The organism is Lysobacter solisilvae, from assembly GCF_016613535.2.
Taxonomy (GTDB): Bacteria; Pseudomonadota; Gammaproteobacteria; order Xanthomonadales; family Xanthomonadaceae; genus Agrilutibacter; species Agrilutibacter solisilvae.
The window spans coordinates 3,145,331-3,164,639 of sequence record NZ_CP071518.1; the positions used below are offsets into that span (position 1 = coordinate 3,145,331).

The 19,309-nt window shown below is 69.1% G+C and carries 18 protein-coding genes, 1 tRNA gene and 2 pseudogenes; 13 read left to right on the forward strand and 8 right to left on the reverse strand.

The window, feature by feature from the left end; translation table 11 throughout:
- Positions 1 to 170 precede the first annotated feature (170 nt).
- Positions 171 to 1,140, forward strand: a pseudogene (gene msrP / locus I8J32_RS13785) (protein-methionine-sulfoxide reductase catalytic subunit MsrP).
- 73 nt (positions 1,141 to 1,213) lie between these two features.
- Positions 1,214 to 1,915 (forward strand): protein-methionine-sulfoxide reductase heme-binding subunit MsrQ, encoded by a 702-nt coding sequence (msrQ, locus tag I8J32_RS13790; protein ID WP_200615803.1) that lies wholly within the window; start codon positions 1,214 to 1,216, stop codon positions 1,913 to 1,915.
- A gap of 74 nt (positions 1,916 to 1,989) precedes the next feature.
- On the opposite strand, the gene I8J32_RS13795 is transcribed toward msrQ, so the two are convergent.
- Positions 1,990 to 2,808, reverse strand: coding sequence for an FHA domain-containing protein (locus tag I8J32_RS13795; RefSeq protein WP_407060969.1), 819 nt, complete (start codon positions 2,806 to 2,808; stop codon positions 1,990 to 1,992).
- Between the two features lie 76 nt (positions 2,809 to 2,884).
- Here I8J32_RS13795 and I8J32_RS13800 point away from each other — a divergent pair, with 76 nt between their 5' ends.
- On the forward strand, positions 2,885 to 3,160 hold the full coding sequence (locus I8J32_RS13800) for a polyhydroxyalkanoic acid system family protein (RefSeq protein WP_200615641.1): 276 nt from the start codon (positions 2,885 to 2,887) through the stop codon (positions 3,158 to 3,160).
- A gap of 106 nt (positions 3,161 to 3,266) precedes the next feature.
- On the opposite strand, the gene I8J32_RS13805 is transcribed toward I8J32_RS13800, so the two are convergent.
- Positions 3,267 to 3,992: an FFLEELY motif protein gene (locus tag I8J32_RS13805; protein WP_200615642.1), complete on the reverse strand. Its 726-nt coding sequence runs from the start codon at positions 3,990 to 3,992 to the stop codon at positions 3,267 to 3,269.
- Between the two features lie 288 nt (positions 3,993 to 4,280).
- Between I8J32_RS13805 and I8J32_RS13810 the strand changes: the two genes are divergently transcribed.
- From I8J32_RS13810 to I8J32_RS13820, 3 genes and pseudogenes are all read left to right on the forward strand, one after another.
- Positions 4,281 to 5,435, forward strand: a complete 1,155-nt coding sequence (locus tag I8J32_RS13810) for a patatin-like phospholipase family protein (protein ID WP_245156339.1) — start codon at positions 4,281 to 4,283, stop codon at positions 5,433 to 5,435.
- Positions 5,436 to 5,597: 162 nt separating this feature from the next.
- Positions 5,598 to 6,170 (forward strand): annotated as a pseudogene (locus tag I8J32_RS13815) (phasin family protein).
- Between the two features lie 228 nt (positions 6,171 to 6,398).
- A complete protein-coding gene (locus I8J32_RS13820) occupies positions 6,399 to 7,325 on the forward strand; it encodes a restriction endonuclease (RefSeq protein ID WP_200615645.1) in 927 nt (308 codons plus the stop codon).
- Between the two features lie 177 nt (positions 7,326 to 7,502).
- On the opposite strand, the gene I8J32_RS13825 is transcribed toward I8J32_RS13820, so the two are convergent.
- Complete coding sequence (locus I8J32_RS13825) at positions 7,503 to 9,494, reverse strand: SDR family oxidoreductase (RefSeq protein ID WP_207526625.1); 1,992 nt, start codon at positions 9,492 to 9,494, stop codon at positions 7,503 to 7,505.
- 149 nt (positions 9,495 to 9,643) lie between these two features.
- Between I8J32_RS13825 and I8J32_RS13830 the strand changes: the two genes are divergently transcribed.
- Entirely contained in the window at positions 9,644 to 9,901 is a 258-nt protein-coding gene (locus tag I8J32_RS13830; protein WP_200615647.1) for an acyl-CoA-binding protein, read from the forward strand.
- A 37-nt stretch (positions 9,902 to 9,938) separates the two neighbouring features.
- The gene (locus I8J32_RS13835) at positions 9,939 to 10,565 is read left to right on the forward strand and encodes a TetR/AcrR family transcriptional regulator (RefSeq protein ID WP_200615648.1); all 627 of its coding nucleotides are present in this window, start codon (positions 9,939 to 9,941) and stop codon (positions 10,563 to 10,565) included.
- Positions 10,566 to 10,583: 18 nt separating this feature from the next.
- Here I8J32_RS13835 and I8J32_RS13840 read toward each other — a convergent pair whose 3' ends face one another.
- Together I8J32_RS13840 and I8J32_RS13845 are read right to left on the reverse strand one after the other, a co-directional pair.
- Positions 10,584 to 11,462 carry a right-handed parallel beta-helix repeat-containing protein gene (locus I8J32_RS13840; RefSeq protein ID WP_200615649.1) on the reverse strand — a complete coding sequence of 293 codons (879 nt, stop codon included), beginning with the start codon at positions 11,460 to 11,462 and terminating at the stop codon, positions 10,584 to 10,586.
- Positions 11,463 to 11,501: 39 nt separating this feature from the next.
- Positions 11,502 to 12,455: a right-handed parallel beta-helix repeat-containing protein gene (locus I8J32_RS13845; RefSeq protein WP_207526626.1), complete on the reverse strand. Its 954-nt coding sequence runs from the start codon at positions 12,453 to 12,455 to the stop codon at positions 11,502 to 11,504.
- Between the two features lie 189 nt (positions 12,456 to 12,644).
- Between I8J32_RS13845 and I8J32_RS13850 the strand changes: the two genes are divergently transcribed.
- From I8J32_RS13850 to arsC, 3 genes are all read left to right on the forward strand, one after another.
- Positions 12,645 to 13,496 carry a tetratricopeptide repeat protein gene (locus I8J32_RS13850; protein WP_207526627.1) on the forward strand — a complete coding sequence of 284 codons (852 nt, stop codon included), beginning with the start codon at positions 12,645 to 12,647 and terminating at the stop codon, positions 13,494 to 13,496.
- 132 nt (positions 13,497 to 13,628) lie between these two features.
- Positions 13,629 to 13,703 (forward strand) — tRNA-Val (locus I8J32_RS13855).
- Positions 13,704 to 13,836: 133 nt separating this feature from the next.
- Complete coding sequence (gene arsC / locus I8J32_RS13860; protein ID WP_200615652.1) at positions 13,837 to 14,187, forward strand: arsenate reductase (glutaredoxin); 351 nt, start codon at positions 13,837 to 13,839, stop codon at positions 14,185 to 14,187.
- Between the two features lie 172 nt (positions 14,188 to 14,359).
- Here the strand turns inward: arsC and I8J32_RS13865 are convergent, their stop codons facing one another.
- Positions 14,360 to 15,640, reverse strand: coding sequence for a nucleotide sugar dehydrogenase (locus tag I8J32_RS13865; RefSeq protein ID WP_200615653.1), 1,281 nt, complete (start codon positions 15,638 to 15,640; stop codon positions 14,360 to 14,362).
- A 327-nt stretch (positions 15,641 to 15,967) separates the two neighbouring features.
- Here I8J32_RS13865 and I8J32_RS13870 point away from each other — a divergent pair, with 327 nt between their 5' ends.
- Positions 15,968 to 16,783: an isocitrate lyase/PEP mutase family protein gene (locus I8J32_RS13870; RefSeq protein WP_200615654.1), complete on the forward strand. Its 816-nt coding sequence runs from the start codon at positions 15,968 to 15,970 to the stop codon at positions 16,781 to 16,783.
- 130 nt (positions 16,784 to 16,913) lie between these two features.
- Here the strand turns inward: I8J32_RS13870 and I8J32_RS13875 are convergent, their stop codons facing one another.
- Both I8J32_RS13875 and I8J32_RS13880 read right to left on the reverse strand, forming a co-directional pair.
- Positions 16,914 to 17,225 (reverse strand): hypothetical protein, encoded by a 312-nt coding sequence (locus I8J32_RS13875; RefSeq protein WP_200615655.1) that lies wholly within the window; start codon positions 17,223 to 17,225, stop codon positions 16,914 to 16,916.
- 799 nt (positions 17,226 to 18,024) lie between these two features.
- Positions 18,025 to 18,222 carry a hypothetical protein gene (locus I8J32_RS13880; RefSeq protein ID WP_200615656.1) on the reverse strand — a complete coding sequence of 66 codons (198 nt, stop codon included), beginning with the start codon at positions 18,220 to 18,222 and terminating at the stop codon, positions 18,025 to 18,027.
- Between the two features lie 768 nt (positions 18,223 to 18,990).
- On the opposite strand from I8J32_RS13880, the gene I8J32_RS13885 reads away from it, so the two are divergent.
- Entirely contained in the window at positions 18,991 to 19,275 is a 285-nt protein-coding gene (locus tag I8J32_RS13885; protein WP_200615657.1) for a hypothetical protein, read from the forward strand.
- The last annotated feature ends 34 nt before the right edge of the window (positions 19,276 to 19,309 follow it).

The following is a 19,309-nucleotide window of genomic DNA, read 5'->3' on the forward strand; positions in this document are numbered from 1 at the left end:
GCATGCTCCCGGACTGCTAGAGCATTCCCTCTGCGCCGGCTCGCCGGCGCTTCCCTGAACCGTGGAGTATGCCGCAGCGCAACACGCGATGGCGCAAGGGTTGCACGCGCAACTTTTCGCGGCCTTATCGCCTCTTCTCATATAGTCCTTCCATCCCTGCGGAGTCCGTCATGTCCCTTCGCGATGCCCTGCGAGTTCCCGCCTCCCGGATCACGGATGAAGCGGTCTACCTCGACCGGCGGCGCCTGCTCGCCGCCATGGCGGCCGTCCCGGGCCTGGGCCTGGCCGCATGCAGCAACGCCGCCGCCCCGGAACCCAAGGTCGCCGCGGCCACCCCCCGAGGCGCTGCGTTCGGGCCTGAGCACGGATGAAGAGCGCACGCGCTACGAGGACGTGACCACCTACAACAACTTCTACGAGTTCGGCACCGGCAAGGACGACCCTTCCAAGGCCGCCCGCACCCTGCGCCTGAGCCCGTGGAGCGTGGCGGTGGGCGGCCACTGCGCCCGGCCCGGCACGCTGTCGCTGGACGATCTGCTCAAGGGCATGACGCCGGGCGAGCGCGTGTACCGGCTGCGCTGCGTGGAGGGCTGGTCGATGGTGATCCCGTGGCTGGGCGTGCCGCTGGCCGACGTGCTCAAGCGCTTCGAGCCGACGTCGAAGGCGAAGTACGTGGCCTTTACTACCCTGAAGGACCGCCAGCAGATGCCGGGGCAGGCTTATTCGTCGCTCAACTGGCCCTACCGCGAGGGCCTGCGCATCGATGAGGCCATGCATCCGCTGTCGCTGCTGGTCACCGGCCTGTATGGCAAGCCGCTGCCGCAGCAGAACGGCGCGCCCCTGCGGCTGGTGGTGCCGTGGAAGTACGGCTTCAAGGGCATCAAGTCGATCGTGGCGATCACCTTCGTCGAACGCATGCCCCGGACCTCGTGGAATGAGTCCGCCCCCAGCGAATATGGCTTCTACAGCAACGTGAACCCGCAGGTGGACCATCCGCGTTGGTCGCAGAGGACCGAGCGCCGCATTGCCGGCACTTCGAGCAAGCTGTTCGCCGAGCGCATTCCCACGCGCATGTTCAACGGCTACGGCGACCAGGTCGCCAGCCTGTATGCCGGCATGAACCTGCGGCGGTGGTTCTGATGCGGCCCCGCGCCGCGGCAGACCGCGTCTTCCCGCGCCGGAGCCTGCCATGAGTGCGCATGCACGCGACCCGATGGCGGGCCCGCGCACCACCAGCCCCGGTCATGCCGCGCGCACGCCGGCGCGGCGGACTTCGACCGGGCTGATCGCGGCCAAGACCCTCGTGCACCTGCTGGCGCTGACGCCGGCGGCCATCCTCGCCTGGCAGATCCGGCTGGAGGCGCTCACCGGCAGCGGCGGCCTGGGCGCCGATCCGGTGGCCGAAATAGAACATCGCCTGGGCCTGTGGGCGCTGCGACTGCTGATGATCACCCTGGCGATCACGCCGCTTCGCCAGCTGACCGGGCAGGCGGTGCTGGTCACCTTCCGCCGGATGCTCGGCCTGTACGCATTCTTCTACGCGACGCTGCACCTGACGGCGTACCTGGTGCTCGACCTGCGTGGCTACTGGGCGCAGATCTTCGAGGAGATCGCCAAGCGGCCCTACATCACCGTGGGCTTCCTGGCCTGGTTGCTGCTGGTGCCGCTGGCGGCGACCTCCACCACGGCGGCGATCCGGCGCCTGGGCCGGAACTGGGCGCGACTGCACAAGCTGGTGTACGCCATCGGCGTACTCGCGGTGCTGCATTTCTGGTGGCTGGTGAAGTCCGACATCCGCGAACCCGCGCTGTACGCGGGGATCCTCGCTGTCCTGCTCGGCTGGCGGCTGGTCCGTCACTTTCGCGACAGGCTCGCCCGCACGCGGCGCTCCGCCACGTCGGCCCACGCGGCCTGAGCGCGGTTACAGCAGCGGGAAACAAGCCGTCCACGACACCCGGGCATGGACGACCGGGACGCGACCCCCCGGGGTCAGCGGGCGCCGTACAGCAGCAGCAGGCTGAGCGACGCCGCCAGCAGCAGCGCGGCCAGCAGGAGCCAGGGCACCCGGCGCACCGAGGTCATCCGGCCGTCGGCCATCGCCGGTGCGGCGGCCATCGCCGGCGCCGCGGCCTGCGCGCGTTCTTCGGCCCCCAGGGTCCGCCGCGGGGCCTCGACGACGAAACGATGATGCGAGTCGAACACGACCTGGTCGCCCGGGCGCAGCAGTGCATTGCGCACGGGCCACCCGTTCACGACGCTGCCGTCTTCCGAACCCAGGTCGCGCAGCACCACGCCCTGCGTGTGCGGTTCGAGCCGGGCATGCCGGTCGGCGAAGGCAGCCTCGTCGATGCGGATGTCGCACTCGGCCAGCCGGCCCACCAGCCGCGGCTGGTCCAGGGTGATGCTGCGTCCGTGGTGCGCGCCGCCCACGCCGCGCAGCACCAGCCGCGGGTCGGCCAGTTCAGCGGGCGGAGCGACCGACTGCGCGGGCGCGTTGGGGGGCGTGTCGCCCAGCAGCAGCCACTGCTGGCCGTCGATGAAGACCGCATCGCCGGCGCGCATCATGGCCACGCGCCGCGTGGGCCGGCCATTGATGTGCAATCCCCGCACGCCCTCGTTCACCTGCAGCCACACGCCCCGGCGATCGACGCGGAAACAGGCGATGGCCTGCTCCGGATCGTCGACGAGGACCGGGTGTCCGGCCGCGTCCCGGCCGATACCGTGCTGGCCCGGACCCAGCACGAGGTCGGCCTGCTGGCGTTGCGGGAATCGAAGTCTGAGGGTGCTCACGTCGCGGCAATCTAGCATGACCGGCGCGGCGCGCAGCCGCTTGGAGCGCGGTCGCCCTGCCCCCACAATAGCGGTGCACTCCCGGAACGAACCCATGCCCAGCATCGACATCCTGCACGAACACTCCCTTCCGCACGCCAAGGCCCGCAAGGCCGTGCAGGAAGTCGCCGACAAGCTCAGCGAGCGTTTCGGCATCCAGTACGACTGGGCCGGCGATACCTTGAATTTCAGCCGTGCCGGCGTGGACGGCAAGATCGCGCTGGCCGGCACCAACCTGCGGGTGACCGCCGACCTGGGCTTCCTGATGTCGGCCTTCAAGGGGCCCATCGAGTCCGAGATCCGCCGCGTCCTGGACGAACGCTTCAGCTGAGACGGTCCGCCCAGAGTCGGTCCGCCCAGAGACGGTCCGCTCAGACACGGTCCGCACACGAGCGTCCGCCCCACCCACGCGTGCGGCGGACCCGCGCCCGCTCGACCTAGGCCATCTGCCCCCGGAACGGATCCGGGTCGCCGGCGAACAGCCGGCCGCACACCGCGCGTTCCTCGGCCTCGATCTCGGTGATGAAGCCGCGCACGTCGCCCAGTTCGCCGAATGCGGTGAAGCCGCGTTCCAGGAAGCCCTGCAGTTCGCCCAGTCCCGCGCTGCGCGCCGGGCCGCGGGAGAGTTTCAGCAGCGTGCCCACGCCGGGTATTCGCAGCCCCCGGCCCAGGCCGAACCCCACCCGGCCGATGAGCTCGATCTGGTGCCCGCGCAGCCGCGGCAGGCCGCTGGCGCGGTAGACCTTCGCATACAGCGCCGCATCGAGCCGGCGCCGACGCGCGCCATGGACCTGCAGCAGTTGCGCCAGGCGCAGGTCGAAGGCGTGGGTGAGCAGCCCCAGCTCGATCGCATCGGCCAGCGTGCCCAGCAGCGCCCCGGGCAACATGCGCTGCATCATCGGCAGCACGCGGGCGATGTCGGCGTCGCGCCGGCTGAAATCGCGGTCGTTGTAGACGTCGGTGAGGAAGAAATGCGCGGCCGGCCGGCGCCGCGGATCCTCGAGGAAGCGATCGAAACTCGCTTCCAGCCGCTCCGCCTGCCAGCGGCGGAGTTCGGGCAGCCAGCGCAGGCCGTTGCGCGGCTCGCGGGCGGGATCGTGGAGCGCCTGGTGGCGTGCCAGCAGGCAGGCCAGCCGTCGCGGGAGGTCGCCGGTGCGGGACATTGCCGCGATGATCGCCAGCGCGGCAGGCGCAGGCAAGCCACGCCATCGCCCCGGCCCCGCCATCGCGCGGCGCACACATCCCCGCGGTTCTGCTGGCCGGGCCGGACCACACCGCAACCGGCATCCCGATTCGTGCCCGCACCCTCGGCTACACTCGGCCGATCCCTTCCGTACTCGACCGCATGCTGTCACTCCATACCGCTCGCCAACGCACCACCCGGCCCGGACCCGACGCCTCCGCCCCGCGGATCGGCCCTGGCCGTCGCCGGCGGCGGACCCATCGGCGGCATGTACGAACTGGGCGCGCTGCGCGCGCTCGACGAGGCGATCGAAGGCCTCGACCTCACCCGCCTGGACTGCTACGTCGGCGTAAGCAGCGGCGCCTTCCTGGCCGCCGCGCTGGCCAACCGCCTGGGCACGCAGGAGCTGTGCCGCATTTTCCTCACCGGCGACAGCGACGACGTCCAGTTCCGGCCCGAGACCTTCCTGCGCCCGGCCTTCCTCGAATACATGCGCCGCGCCGCGCGCCTGCCGCGGCTGGCGTCGGACTGGTGGCGCGAGCTGCTGTTCTCGCCGGGTGAACTGCGCTGGCCCGACTTCATCACCCGCTTCGGCGGCCTGGTGCCGACCGGGCTGTTCGACAACGCGCAGGTCGAGCAATTCCTGGGCGACGTCTTCTCGCGCCGCGGCCGGACCAACGACTTCCGCGAACTGGAGGCGCGCCTGTTCGTCATCTCGGTCGACCTCGACAGCGGCGAGACCGTGCGCTTCGGCGGCGACGGCTGGGACGACGTCCCGATCTCGCAGGCGGTGCAGGCCAGTGCCGCGCTGCCCGGCCTGTATCCGCCGGTCGAACTGCGTGGACGCCACTTCGTCGATGGCGCCCTGCGCCGCACGATGCATGCCTCGGTCGTGCTCGAGCGCGGCATCGACCTGATGCTGGGCGTCAACCCGCTGGTGCCGTTCAACACCCAGGGCGACACCCGCACCTTCGCCAGCGATGCCGGGCGCCTGGCGGCCGGCGGCCTGCCCGCGGTGCTGTCCCAGACCTTCCGCACCTTCCTGCAGTCGCGCATGCAGATCGGCCTGGCCAAGCACGCCCAGCAGTTCCCGGACGTGGACCAGATGATCTTCGAGCCCAACGCGCAGGACGGCGAACTGTTCTTCACCAATGCCTTCAGCTTCGCCAACCGCGAGCGCATCGCGCAGATCGCCTACCGCAACGTGCTGGTCGACCTGCACGAGCGCGCGCACACGCTGGGCCCGCTGCTGGAAGCGCACGGGCTGGCGCTGCGCGCCGACGTGATCGCCCAGGCCCACGAGCGCTCGATCCTGCAGGGGCTGCGGCCGCAGCCGCGTGCCACCGAAACCACGGCGCGCCTGCGCCGCGCGCTGGATGACGTGGACGCGCTGCTGGCGCAGCGGCAACGCACGTCCGGCTGATCCCGTCCCGCCGTCGCGGCCGATGGCGTCTCCCGGGCCGCCGTCACCGGACGGTGCGCGAACAACACGCGCCGGTGTCACCCGCGCGCCCGGGCGTGGTGTGAAAGCTCTAGACAGGCCCGCGATTGTCACGTCATTACCCACCTCCCTCGAGGGAACGCCATGGCCAAGTTCAAGAAGACCGCGAAGAAGACCACCTCCGCCAAAACCAAGGCGCAGCAGGCCGAACACTTGAACCGCACCCTGAGCGAGTCCGCCCAGCAGGTCTGGCTGGCCGGCGTGGGCGCCTTCAGCCGCGCGCAGACCGAGGGCACCAAGCTGTTCGAGGCGCTGATCAAGGAAGGCCTCAAGCTCGAGCAGAACGCGATGCGCTTCGCCGGTGGCCAGGCCGATGCGGTGCGCGGCAAAGTGGAAACCACCGTCGGCCAGGCCCGTGAACGCGCGACCGATACCTAGGATCGCCTGGAGAAGGTGTTCGAGGACCGCGTGCAGCGCGCCCTCACCAAGCTCGGCGTGCCCGGCCGCGACGACCTGACCGACCTGAGCCGCAAGGTCGACGGCCTGACCGCCGAGCTGCGCCGCCAGGGCGGCAAGCCGGCCGCGCGCACCACCACCACGCGTACCCCCGCCAAGCGCGCCGCTGCCGCGCCCAAGGCGCCCGCGAAGCCGGCCACCCGCGCCACCGCCGCCGCCCGCGCGCCGGCCGCCCGCAAGCCCCGCAAGACCACCCCCTGATTGCAGGCGTGGCGGGCCCGCAGCCCGCCGCGTTACCTGACCGTCTCCATGACGCTTTCAGCCCGCCAGTTCTCCTGCGCAGACTCCCTCCCCCTGCGATCGTGACTGGCGGGCTTTTTTCGGCGCCCGCCACGCCGCCGGCCCATGGCCGCTGGGCCCGCCACGGTTCCGTGGCATCACCACGCTGACGTATAGTTCTGGCCCCTCCCCCGGAAAGGACCGTCGTCGATGGTCGTGCCGTTGTTGATTGCCATCGGACTGGCCGTTCTGGCAGGCGGTGCTGCCACGTTCTGGCTGTGGGGCGTGCAACGCCAGCGCCTGGAGCGCGCCGAGGGCCTGACGCTGCTGTCGGCAATGCGCTGGCGTGAATTCTCCAAGATCGTCGTCGATGGCCTGCGTGCCCGCGGCTTCGAACCCGAAACGGCCGAAGACGCCGCCGAGCGCGGACAGGATTCGGTGATCCACCTGCGCCGGGACGGCCGCGAGTGGCTGCTGGCCTGCAAGCAGGGCGTCAACTATCGCGTCACCCCCGTCGTGATCGGCGATGTCACCGATGCCGTGCGCTTCCACGGCGCCGACGGCGGCGTCGTGGCCACCCCTGGCACGGCGGACAGCGACGCCCGTCGCCTGGCCACGGGCCGGGTCGAACTGGTGGACGGCGAGGAACTCTGGCCGCTCGTGCGCCTGCAACTGGCGGCCAGCGTCCGCGAGGAACTGTCGAACAAGTCGCGCAAGGTCGTGATGCGCCAGAGCGTCCTGGCGTGGGTCGCGGCCCTGGCCCTGGGCCTGTTCGTCGGCATGATGATGCCGCGTGCACCGGCCCAAGTGGATCCGCAGGTCGATGCCACCGGCCCCACTCCCACCGCGCCGCGCGTGGCCGGCCAGGACGCGCCCCTGGTGGCCGCTCCGGCGACCGAGGAAGAGCGCCGCACCGAGGTCACCCGCATGGTCGGCACGCTGCCTGGCGTGGAACGCGCCATGTGGAGCACGCGCTCCACGCTGATGGTCTTCCTGGTCGACGAGAATGCCGATCCGGTCAATGGCATCTGCTCGGTGCTGAAGAAGTACGAGGACCTGCGGACCTCGCGCCTGCACCTGCAGCCGCCGACCGGCTCGAGCCGGCCGGCGCGCTTCCTGCAGTGCGCGACGTTCTGAAGCCAGCCGCAGCCGCACGGGCCTGGAAAACAGAAGGGACGCGAGCCGCCGGGCCGCGTCCCTTCTTCGTTTGAGCACGACCGGGGCCGATGCCGCCACCCGGCCGATCCGGCACCCGACCGGCCGCGGCGCGCCCGCCGGGCGCGCCTGCAACGGCCAGGCGATTCGAAGGCGAACCTACCAGTGCACGCCGCGCATCAGCGCCGCGAACGCGATCTGCTCGTTGCTGGGCGCTGCCTCGCCCTTCAGGGCCTTCTTGTCGCCCTTGGCCGCGGCCGAATCCGGGAACAGCTCGAAGGCGGTGTTCATCACCACTTCGTAGGCCTTGGGCGCGACGGCATTGATCACCGAGGCGAAGATGCCCAGGCGCGTGGCGATGCGGCTGGGACGCTCGATGATGCCCTTGATCACCAGGTCCGCGGCCTCGTCCGGCGTCAGCGTGGGCACGCTTTCGTACATCTTGGTCGGGGCGATCATCGGCGTCTTCACCAGCGGCATGTTGATCGTGGTGAAGCTGATGCCCTTGCCCGACAGCTCGCCCTGCGCGCAGCGGCTGAACGCGTCCAGCGCCGCCTTGGAGGCGACGTAGGCCGAGAAGCGCGGCGAGTTGGCCAGCACGCCGATCGAGCTGATGTTGATGATGTGGCCGCGCCGGCGATGGGTCATCGTCGGCATGAAGCCCATGATCAGGCGCAGGCTGCCGAAATAGTTGAGCTGCATCGTCCGCTCGAAGTCATGGAAGCGGTCGTAGCTCAGTTCGATGGAGCGGCGGATCGAGCGGCCGGCGTTGTTGACCAGCACGTCGACATGGCCGTGTTCCTCCAGGATCCTGGCCACCAGCCGGTCGCAGTCGGCCATGTCGGCCAGGTCCGCGGTGTAGGCGAAGACCTTGCCGCCGGCCTTCTTCATTTCGTCGCGGGCCTTGAACAGCTCCTCCTCGCCGCGCGCGACGATCACCGTGATCGCACCGGCCTCGGCCACGCGCTGGGCGGTGGACAGACCGATGCCCGACGAGCCGCCGGTCACGACGACGACCTTGCCCTTGACCTTGCCCTTGAGCGTCCGGTCGATGAACAGGTCCGGATCGAGGTGGCGCTCCCAGTAGTCCCACAGGCGCCAGGCGTAGCTCTCCAGCGGCGGCACCGCGATGCCGCTGCCGCGCAGCGCGCGCTCGGCCTCGCGGTTGTCGAAGCGCGTGGGATAGGTGATGAACTTCAGCGTCTCCTTCGGGATCTTGAAGTCCCGCAGCAGCATGCCGATGAAGCGCTTGACCGGCGGCAGGTTGCCCACCGCGCTGCGGATCCCGCCCGGGACGAAGGCGAACATGCGCGCGTCGATGCGCATGGTCATCTCCGGCGCATGGCCGGCGCGCGCGAAGGTGTTGAGCACCTCGCCCACGCGCATCGGCTCCGGGTCGGTCAGGTGGAAGCAGTGGCCGTCCAGCTTGGGCTTGTGCGCGATGTGGTCCATCGCATCGACCACGTAGTCCACCGGCACGATGTTGATCCGGCCGCCCTCGATGCCCAGCGTGGGCATCCATTGCGGCAGCATCTCGCGCAGCTTCTTGATCAGGGTGAAGAAGTAGTACGGGCCGTCGATCTTGTCGATCTCGCCCGTCTTCGAGTGGCCCACCACCATGCCGGGGCGATAGATGCGCCACTTGATGCGCTGCTCGCTGCGCACCAGGCCTTCGGATTCGTGCTTGGTGGCCAGGTAGGGATCGTCCAGGCCCTCGGCCTCCTCGAACATGTCCTCGCGGAACACGCCCGGGTAGAGGCCCGCCGCGGCGATCGAGCTGGTGTGGTGGAAGCAGCCGGCGCCGATGGCCGCGGCCAGGTCCAGCGCGTTGCGGGTGCCCTCGACGTTCGCGGCCTTCTGCTCGGCGGCCTTGGCGGTCATGTCGTAGATCGCCGCCAGGTGGAAGAAATGCTTGACCTTGCCGCCCAGCGCCTTGACCTGGGCGGGGGCGAGGCCGCATCTGGCCGCGGTCATGTCGCCCTCGACGACGACCACCCGCTTGCGGTCCCAGCCCATCTTCGTGGCGACGGCATCGAACTTCTTCTGCGAGTCCTTGCGCACGAGCACGTGCACGGTCCCCTTGCGCTCCAGCAGCCTGCTGACCAGGTAGCGGCCGATGAAACCGGTCGCGCCGGTGACGAAGTAGCTCATGCCCTGCTCTCCCCGAGTGCGCCGGCGCGTGGGAATGCCGGTCGAGGAGCTACGTTGCCAGAGGCCGTCGCGGCCCACAATGCCCCGCCGTATTGACCGTCCCCGGGACGCATGTTGTGATGCCCGCTGTCCTGCAAGGAGCCACCACCATGGCGGATCTGAAGTCCCAGTTCGAACAGGCCGCAAAGGATGTCCACTCCCTGGACGAGCGCCCCGACAACGACACGCTGCTGCGCCTGTACGCGCTGTACAAGCAGGGTTCGGAAGGCGACGTCACTGGCCCCAAACCCGGCTTCTTCGATTTCGTCGGCACGGCCAAGTACGAGGCCTGGGCCAAGCTGGCCGGCACCAGCCAGGACGACGCGATGACCAAGTACGTCGCTCTGGTCGGCAAGCTGCGCGGCTGACGCCGCGCCTGCCGCGCCCGCCCCTTACGACCCTATCGTGGCCCGGCACACGCGCCAGCGCATCCTCGACGCCAGCCTGGTGATGTTCAACGCCCAGGGCGAGCCGAATGTCACCACGAACCACATCGCCGACGAGCTGGAGATCAGCCCCGGCAACCTGTACTACCACTTCCGCAACAAGGACGACATCATCGAGCAGCTGTTCGCGCGCTTCGAGGAGCGCATGGACAGCGCCCTGGCCGCGCCCGAGGGCCGCCTGCCGGGCCTGGAGGACATCTGGCTGCAGCTGCACCTGGTGTTCGAGGCGATCTGGGACTACCGCTTCCTCTACCGCGACCTGGTGGAGATCCTCAGCCGCAACCGCCGCCTGCGCCTGCGCTTCGCGCGCATCCTGCGGCGCGCCGACGAGCAGGCCCACGCGGTGATGCGCGGGCTCTCCCAGGCCGGCGTGATGCGCGCCTCCGGCCCCGAACTGGCCGCCACCGCGACCAACGTGCTGGTCATCGCCACGTTCTGGCTCAACTACGCGTCCGCGCGCGGCGACAAGGACGAGCACGAAGCGATCCGCGCCGGCATCGTCCAGGTGATGATGCTGCTGGCGCCGTTCCTGCGCGACGCCGAACGCGTGCACCTGAACACCCTGACCCGCGCCTACGTCGAGTGAGCCCGGGGGCCGGCGTCCTCAGGGCAGGATGAGGTTGCCGCCCCCGTCCATGCACCCGGTGCCGACATTGGCCGGATAGCCCAGGGCCACGTTGTCACGCGCCAGCTGCACCGTGCCGCTGGCGAAGCAGGCGAACTGGGACCCATCGAGCGCGGACTTCACCATCAGGTTGTCGCGGATGACGGCGCGGCGCGCGTTTGTGGACAGCGTGATGGCCCAGCCGAAGCCCGAGTCCGGCATCAGGTTGCGCACCTGGTTGCGGGCCACCAGCTGACCGTCGCCCCCGCTCAGGGTGATGCCCCAGACCGGCCGGCCCGAACCCGGCGCCGATGACACCGTATCGACCAGGTTGTCCAGGATGTCCACGGTGCCGTAGGTGCTGATGCCGCGGATGTTCAGCTCGCTGCCCAGCCCGATGTCCAGCACGCGGTTGCGGCGCACCAGGTTGTCCAGCCCGTCCACCACGATGCCCCATCCGGTGCTGCCCTGGACGGTGTTGTCCTCCACCACGTGCCCGCCGCCGTCCAGCGCCAGGTCGACGAACTGGCCGCGCAGGTAGATGCCCACCCGGAAGCCGCGCACGCTGCAGTTGCGCACCACGATGTTGCGCCGGTTGACCCCCAGGACGCCGAACGCCACCGTGTTCGGCCCCGCGGCCAGGTTGCCGAGGCGATGGCCATTGCAGTCGATGGTGATGTTGTTGCTCACCAGCTCGATCGCGCCGCCGCCGGTCTGGGCCGTGGTCAGGTCGGCCAGCAGGCACCAGGTGCCCTGCTTGCTGATCACCGTCGGCAACGAAGTGATGTAACCCGTGCACGCGCGGTGCGTCTCGGCCTGCGCCGGCGGGGCCAGCCATGCCGACACGAAGATCGGCAGGAGTAGGAAGAAGCGCGCCATGGAGAGGTCCTCCGCGCGGACGGCGGTCGCCGCCGGCGCCTAGTGCACCTGGTTGCCGCCGCCGTCGGCGCAGCCGACGAAGGGGAAGGCGAAGCCGATGATGTCGTTGCCACGCGCCACGCCCAGCGGCGCATTGCCGTAGCACTTCAGCCCCAGCGAGAAATTGGCCGTGCCGGTGTAGAACAGGCTGTTGTCCTGCACCAGCACGCGGCCCGAACTCTCATCGATCGCCATCGAGGCCGCACCGCCCGGCGCGCCGCCGCCGGTGCCTTCCATCACGCCGCGCACGATGTTGCCGGCCACCCGGCTGCCGGTGCTGCCCAGGACCTGGATCCCGAAGCCCGCCGCGGGCACCGTCTGGCTGGGATTCACGCCCGACACCACGTTGCCGATCACGTCCACGCGCCCGCGCACCAGGATGCCCCACGCGCTGCCCACTGCGCCGACGCCGCCGGTGTTGGCGACCCGGTTGTCCCGCACGACGCTGCCGTCGCCGCCGATCCACAGGCCCGCGTTGGTATTGCCGTCCAGGCGGTTGCCCTCGACCACGTGGCCGCCGCCTCCGGTGGCGTCGAACAGCAGCACGCCGAACTGGAAACCACGCACGTTGCAGTTGCGCAGCGTCACGTTGAGGCGGCTGTCGGCGAACACGCCCACGGCCTGGGTGGCCGGGCCGGCCGCGGTGCCGCCGATCTTGAAACCGTTGCAGTCCAGGGTGACGTTGTTGGTGAGGATGGTGACCGCGTTGCCGGTGGTGATCGCCGTCGACACGTCCTGGTCCATGCACCACACGCCGGGCGTGGAAATGGACGTGGGCACGCCGCCGATGAAGCCCACGCAGTTGGCGACGGTCTCTGCCTGCGCCGGGCGCCAGAACCCGAGCGAGGCGAGCAGCGCCCCCAGCACCCAGCCGAGTGCGCGCACCGGCGAGGACGTGGTGCGTGCGCCGATGGCATCCGTCATGCCCCGGGTGGAACGCGCTGGATACCGCATGGGACCTCCTCCACGCCGCCGCGTCGCGGGCCGGCCGGAGCGTGTGCCGATTACAACGCCCGCCGGAACACGCGGCGGCCAGTCCCATGCCGCCTACACCCGATCGGGCGAGTGCATTTCCGGCCCGGGCTTGCTTTTGACCGGCGCCCCACCGGATGCTCCACATTCCCCCCCGCATGGAAAAAGCGCATGGCAGGCAAGACCGGTTGGGCGGCATTCCCCTATGACGCCAAGGCGTTCGTTTTCACCGGCGACGCATTGAAGAAGGCCTGGCCGAAACTGCACGCCGGCGACTGCGAGCCCTTCCCGGATGCCAAGCGCGCGGCCGCGCTGCTCAAGGGCGCGGGCAAGTCGGCGCCCAAGCTCGATGCCGACGCCCTGGCCACCGCGCTGCAGGACGCCTGGCGCAGCTTCCACCACGGTGATTTCAAGGCCGCCTTCGATGCGGGCCAGGCGCTGGGCCCGATCGGCGCCTCGGTGGCGGTGAAGGCGCTGGGCATCCATGCCACTTACCTGGTCGACGACGACGCCGAGAAGCTCAAGCGCTTCGACCAGGCCGCCAAGCTGGCCGACGCCGCCGTCAAGAGCATCCCCGAGGACGCCAACAGCCACTATCGCCTCGCTTTCGCGCTGGGCCGCTACAGCCAGGGCCTGTCGATCGCCAAGGCGCTCAAGGAAGGCATCGCGGGCAAGGTCCGCGCCGCGCTGGACACCACGCTCGAACTGGCCCCCAAGCATGCCGAGGCGCACACCGCGATGGCCCTGTACCACGCCGAGATCGTGGGCAAGATCGGCGCGATGATCGGCGGCCTGACCTACGGCGCCAAGCCGGCCGAAGCCGACAAGCACATCAAGGCCGCGCTCAAGCTCACGCCCGACTCGCCCATCGCCCACATCGAGCACGGCAACGTGCTGATCCTGCTCCACGGCGAGAAGCAGGAAGACGCCGCGGCGGCGGCCTACGAGAAGGCCGCCAGGCTCATGCCGCAGGACGCGATGGAGGCGCTGGACGCGGCCTACGCACGATCGCAACTGGAGTGAGCGCCCGGGCGCGGCCGGCGCGGATGGCAGGATCGGCCTGGCCGTATCCTGCCGGGATGGATCACGCTCCACTTTCGATCCCGCCCCGCTTGCTCCGGCGCCGCAGTTATCGTTAGAATGCGCGCCCCATTCGGGCGGTTAGCTCAGCGGTAGAGCATTGCCTTCACACGGCAAGGGTCGCAGGTTCGAACCCTGCACCGCCCACCAGATCCAGCGTCTCCAGATCGGCGTCATCCGCGCCAGCGTCATCCGATCCAGAGTCGTGTTTTCGGCAAAGGCCTGCGCAAGCGGGCCTTTTGCATTCTGGGCCGGCCATCGCCCGGGCCATTCAGGAGGTGCCATGAGCCCCACCCGCCTCTACCACAACACCCGCTGCTCCAAGTCGCGCGGCGCGCTCGAACTGCTGCGCGAACGCGGGATCGAACCGGAAGTCGTCTTCTACCTGGAATCGCCGCCCACCGCGGACGAGCTGCGCGCGATCGCCGCCCAGCTGGGCCTTCCGGTCCGCGCGATGCTGCGCACCGGCGAGGAGGAGTACGCGACCCTCGGCCTCGCCGACCCCGCGCTGGACGACCAGGCGCTGCTCGCCGCCATGGCCGCGCACCCGCGCCTGATTGAACGCCCCATCTTCGTGCACGGTGGCCGCGCGGTGATCGGCCGTCCGCCCGAACAGGTGCTGTCGTTGCTGTAGGCCCATCACGACGGCGCGACCAATCAACGTAGGCTGGGTTGGCTCCATCAACCCAGCCCTCTGGGATCCCGGAATGCTGGGTTGATGAAGCCAACCCAGCCTACGAACTGTAGGGCGGGTCTCGACCCGCCATGCGCGCCCGGATCGCGACTGACCAAGACCCGTCCGCGGCCTACAGCCGCGCGTCGACCGCCTCGAGCGGGAACACGCTCTTGATGTCATACAGCAGCGCGTTGCCGCGCCCGAACCGGCGCACGCCCTGCGCGCCCATCGCCCGGAACGGCTCGTGCGCCACCGCCAGCACGATCGCGTCGTACTGGCCATGCGCGGGTTCGGCCTCGAGCAGTTCCACGCCGTATTCCTCGCGCGCCGCCTGGACGTCGACGCAGGGGTCGTAGATGTCCACCTGCGCGCGGTACTCGGTGAAGCGCTGCGCCAGCTCGATCACTCGCGTGTTGCGCAAGTCGGCGCAGTTCTCCTTGAAGGCGATGCCCAGGATCAGGATCCGTCCGCCGGCGACCGGCAGGCCGCGCTGGATCATCAGCTTGATGACCTCGGCGGCGACGTGCTCGCCCATCGAGTCGTTGATGCGGCGGCAGGCCAGCAGCACGTCCGGGTAGTAACCGGCGGCCTGCGCCTTCTGGATCAGGTAGTACGGGTCCACGCCGATGCAGTGGCCACCGACCAGGCCGGGGCGGAACGGCAGGAAGTTCCACTTGGTGCCGGCCGCTTCCAGCACCTGCGTGGTGTCGATGCCCAGGCGCTGGCAGATCAGCGCAAATTCGTTGACCAGCGCGATGTTGGCGTCGCGCTGGGTGTTCTCGATCACCTTGGCCGCCTCGGCCACCTTCAGGCTCTGGGCCTTGTGCGTGCCGGCGGTGATGATCCCGCGGTAGAGCGCGTCGACGAAGTCCGCCGCTTCCGGCGTCGAGCCCGAGGTCACCTTGGGAATGTCCGCCAGCCGCCGCTGGCGGTCGCCGGGGTTGATGCGCTCGGGGCTGTAGCCGACGAAGAAGTCGACGTTGTAGCGCAGCCTGGATGCGCGCTCCAGTTCTGGCACGCAGATCTCCTCGGTGGCGCCCGGGTAGACCGTGGACTCGTAGATCACGACGTCGCCGACGCTGAGCACGCTGCCGACCGCGCGGCTGGCCTCGATCAAGGGGCGGAAATCCGGGCGCTTGTGCGCATCGACCGGCGTGGGCACGGTGACGATGTAGACCGTGCTGTCGCCCAGGTCCCCGATGGCATCGGTGAAGCGCAGCTGCGAGGCCGCCGCGATCTCCGCCGCCGACGTCTCGCCGTTGCGGTCCTGGCCCGCGCGCAGTCCCGCGACGCGACCGGCGTCGATGTCATGGCCCACGGTGGGATGGCGCTTGCCGAATTCGACGGCCAGGGGCAGGCCCACGTAGCCCAGGCCGATCACTGCGATGCGTGCGTTGCGCGGATCCTGCATTGTGGTCCCATGCGCGCGGCCGGCGTGGCCACGAATGCCGGGCATTCTAGGGCCCGGCGCGTGTGCGCGGCCAATGCAGCGCGTGTGCGCACGCCCATCGAGGCGAAGTGTGCGGCGCGTGCGCGTTGGCATGCATGGGCCGATGCCGTCGGCAACGCTGTGTCCCAGGCATTGCAAGATCGCCCTGGCGGACACAGTTCGGGATGATTGTTCGAGCTATCGCTGTCTACCACCCGCGTCCGGACCGCCCTGAGATCAGCGTCCGAATCCGGCCAGAACACCGTCCGCGCCACTGCGAAGATGCCCCCCTTTCCAAGGAGCTCCCCCATGCCCGCCAGTTCCCACGTCGCCACCTTCCGCCAGCTGCACCAGCACGGCCTGCTCCGCCTGGCCAATGCCTGGGACGCCGGCACCGCGCGCCTGATCGAAAGCCTCGGCGCGCCGGCGATCGCCACGACCAGCGCCGGCGTCGCCTGGGCGCAGGGTTATCCCGACGGCGATCGCCTGCCGGTCGCGCGCGTGCTCGACGTGGTCCAGGCCATCGTCCGGGTGATCCGCGTGCCGCTGACCATCGACATCGAAGGCGGTTATTCCGACAAGCCGGCTGAAGTGGCCGCCCTCGCCGCGCGCCTGGCCGACCTGGGCGTGGCCGGCATCAACCTGGAGGACGGCGCGGGCGAGCCAGCCGCGCTGTGCGCGAAGATCGAAGCCATCCGCAGCGCCTGCGCCCACGCCGGCACCGACCTGTTCGTCAATGCGCGTACCGACGTCTACCTGCGCGGCATGGGCGCCGCCGCGCAGCGACCCGCGCTCACCCTCGAACGCGCGCACGCCTATGCCTCCGCCGGCGCCGACGGCCTGTTCGTACCGGGCCTGAGCGATCGCGCGGGCATCGAAACGATTGTCTCGGGCACGACCCTGCCGCTGAACCTGCTGGCGCGCAGCGCGTTGCCCGGCGCGGAAGAACTGCAGGCCTGGGGCGTGCGCCGGCTGAGCGCCGGCTCCAATCTCGCCGAGTCGGCCTACCACCGCATCGCGCAGCTGGCCGGCGACTTCATGCGCGACGGGCTGTCAGCCCCGCTGTCGACGCAGGCCATGCCCTACTCCGGGCTCAACGGCCTGTTCGACGGGATTGCCGACTGACGGAGCGCTGCGCACCCGCACCGCCAGTCACTGACGGGCGCGGAACGAGGGGCGCGCTGTTCGATGGCGCGCTGTTGGAGGGCGCGCTATTGAATGACGCGCCCTTGAATGGCGCGCCTTGAATGGCGCGCTACGGAAGCTTGAACTTCCGCGTGCTCCGCAACGGCCAGTGCGACGAGAACTGGGCCCCGCCCACCAGGCGGGAGCCCGCCGACACCGCATGCAGCACGCCCAGGGTCTCCAGCACCCCCTTCACCCGCCGGAACGTGTGGCGGGGATCGGGCGTGATCAGGAACAGGTTGATCTCCTTGGAACTGACGTCGTAGCCATCCGTCTGCGCCGAGTCCCCGAGCACCGCCTGCAGTTCGCTCTCGATCGTGGAGAGGAAGGCTTCGCTGTCCAGCGACTTGCGCCAGAACTTGATGATGAGCTGATAGTCCATGGGTTCCGCCAGGTATGACTTGGAGGCCGATCCGTCCTGCCGGACGAGTCGACGATGACACTCGCGAAAGTGCGGTTGGGAACAGGCGCGCGACACAGCGCCACCTGTGGCCGTCATGTCAGGCGCCCGCTTCCCGACGGGGGCGGTTCGCAGTGACGATGACGCGACTTCCGTCCGCCAGTCCAGACAATAGATGACTTCCGACGTCGGCGCTTCGACCACGCCAGCATACCGATGGCATCCGCGTCCTCGGTGAAATGCTGGCACGGGATTTCCACGAGGAAGTCGTCGGACCTGGAACGGCCGTCGAGGCCGGGAAGGTCGCCAGGAATTCACAGATCCCACCGCTCTCCTCTGGCCCGCCGGGAGCGGAAGGCAGGGATCCGGGAATAGCTTCAAAGCGATCCAACAATCGCTTTGAAGCTATTCCCCAATACCTCGGGAGGTATCCGGCAATAGCTCTGGAGGGTTCCGGAAACCCTCCGGAGGTATTGGACAATCGCTTCAAAGCTATTCCCCAATACCTCGGGAGGTATCCGGCAATAGCTCTGGAGGGTTCCGGAGACCCTCCGGAGGTATTGGGGAATAGCTTTGAAGGGATTCCCCCATCGCTTTGAAGGCATCCGACAAACGCTTCAAAGCGTTCCCGGGAACCCTCCCTGCCCGCCGGCGCGGCAGGCGACTGCCATCCTCGAAGAGCGTCGCGACCCGCTTCGACCGCGACCGCGGCCCGGGAAGGAAAGGCAGGTGGCAGCGGCATGTCGACCATGTTGCGCGGCCGCGCCGCGGTGCCCGCGAGTCAGCCCGCGTCGTTCGCTGCGCTCGATGCCTCGCTGCGGACCAGGGGAGCCACATCCTCCCACCCGGGCGATCCGGGCTCCCGCAACTGCTCCCATGTCTCGGCCAGGGCAGGCTCGATGTCATGCCAGGGCTGCAGGGCGAGCCGGTGCCTCGCCACATGGGCGAATGTGTCGATATAGCGGTCGAGAGGCACCATCGCCAATCGTTCTCTTTTACCCACTACCAACGCGCGGAATTTTATCGCCCGGCCGGTTAAATCGTCGTGGGGGGCGGCGGAAAAGGCGGCAGGTCCCGCGCCGCGCGGGCGGCGTCGCGCCCATCTGCCTGGGCCTGGTCAAGGAGTGGCCGGCAGCGAGATGGCTCGCACCGCAGCCGGACCCCACAGGCAATGCCAACCCGCGGACCACCGGACCGGTTGCCCAACGCCAATCGAGTGGGTTCTACCCGATGGATTACCCGGTCCCGGACGACCGCCGCAGGGCCGAATCAGCGGCCTGGAGCCAAGCCTCGTGAACGAGGATTTCGATCACCTCCCATGGGAGGCGCTGTGCGCGGCCCGATGAATCCCAGACCTGTTTCAGGCGCGGCCGCGCCTCGTCCCACGTCGACGCAGACAGCATTGAGTACCCGTTCCGGCCCAAAGCCTCCAGGTACATCAGATCCTTGTCCGACACCTTCACGCAGCCGCCTCAGGACAGACACACACGCACAAGCCTAGAGGCCTGCCACGTGAATGATCGGTGAGATGGCGACCACATGTGCGCCTTTGGTGCTGGAGCGGGCACCGCAAAACTCTCTCATCACATTGATTTTCAAAACTTTTCCAAACCCTTTCGACGCAATCTGCCCCCATAAGTGCCCCCATTGAGCCGGGGAACCAATTAATTGGCTCCCCGCCTTGCCCTCGGCATACTCAGCGCAGCCCCTCGAATGCGGGGGCAGAACCAAGCGTTAGGCGCCACACATGAAATTCACTGAGCACGTAGAGCTGAGCGATTGGAATGGCCAGTGCCTGCTGACGGTTCGAGACGTTGAACTGCATGACTTCCTCGATGATTTCTTTGCCGGCCACGGCATTGAGGCGCAGGTCGTCCGTCCTCCCAACAATCCTGAGCAGCACCAATTGCTATTTCCTCCGGCCATATCCACGGCAGCGGTGTATCGACTCCTCTCCCAGGTCGGCCTTGAGGAGATTGACCGTATAGTGCGCATCAACAGCGGCGCTTCCGGGGCAAAGGGTGGCGCCTAACAATTCATTCAAGCCGAAGCCGCTTCGCGGCTCG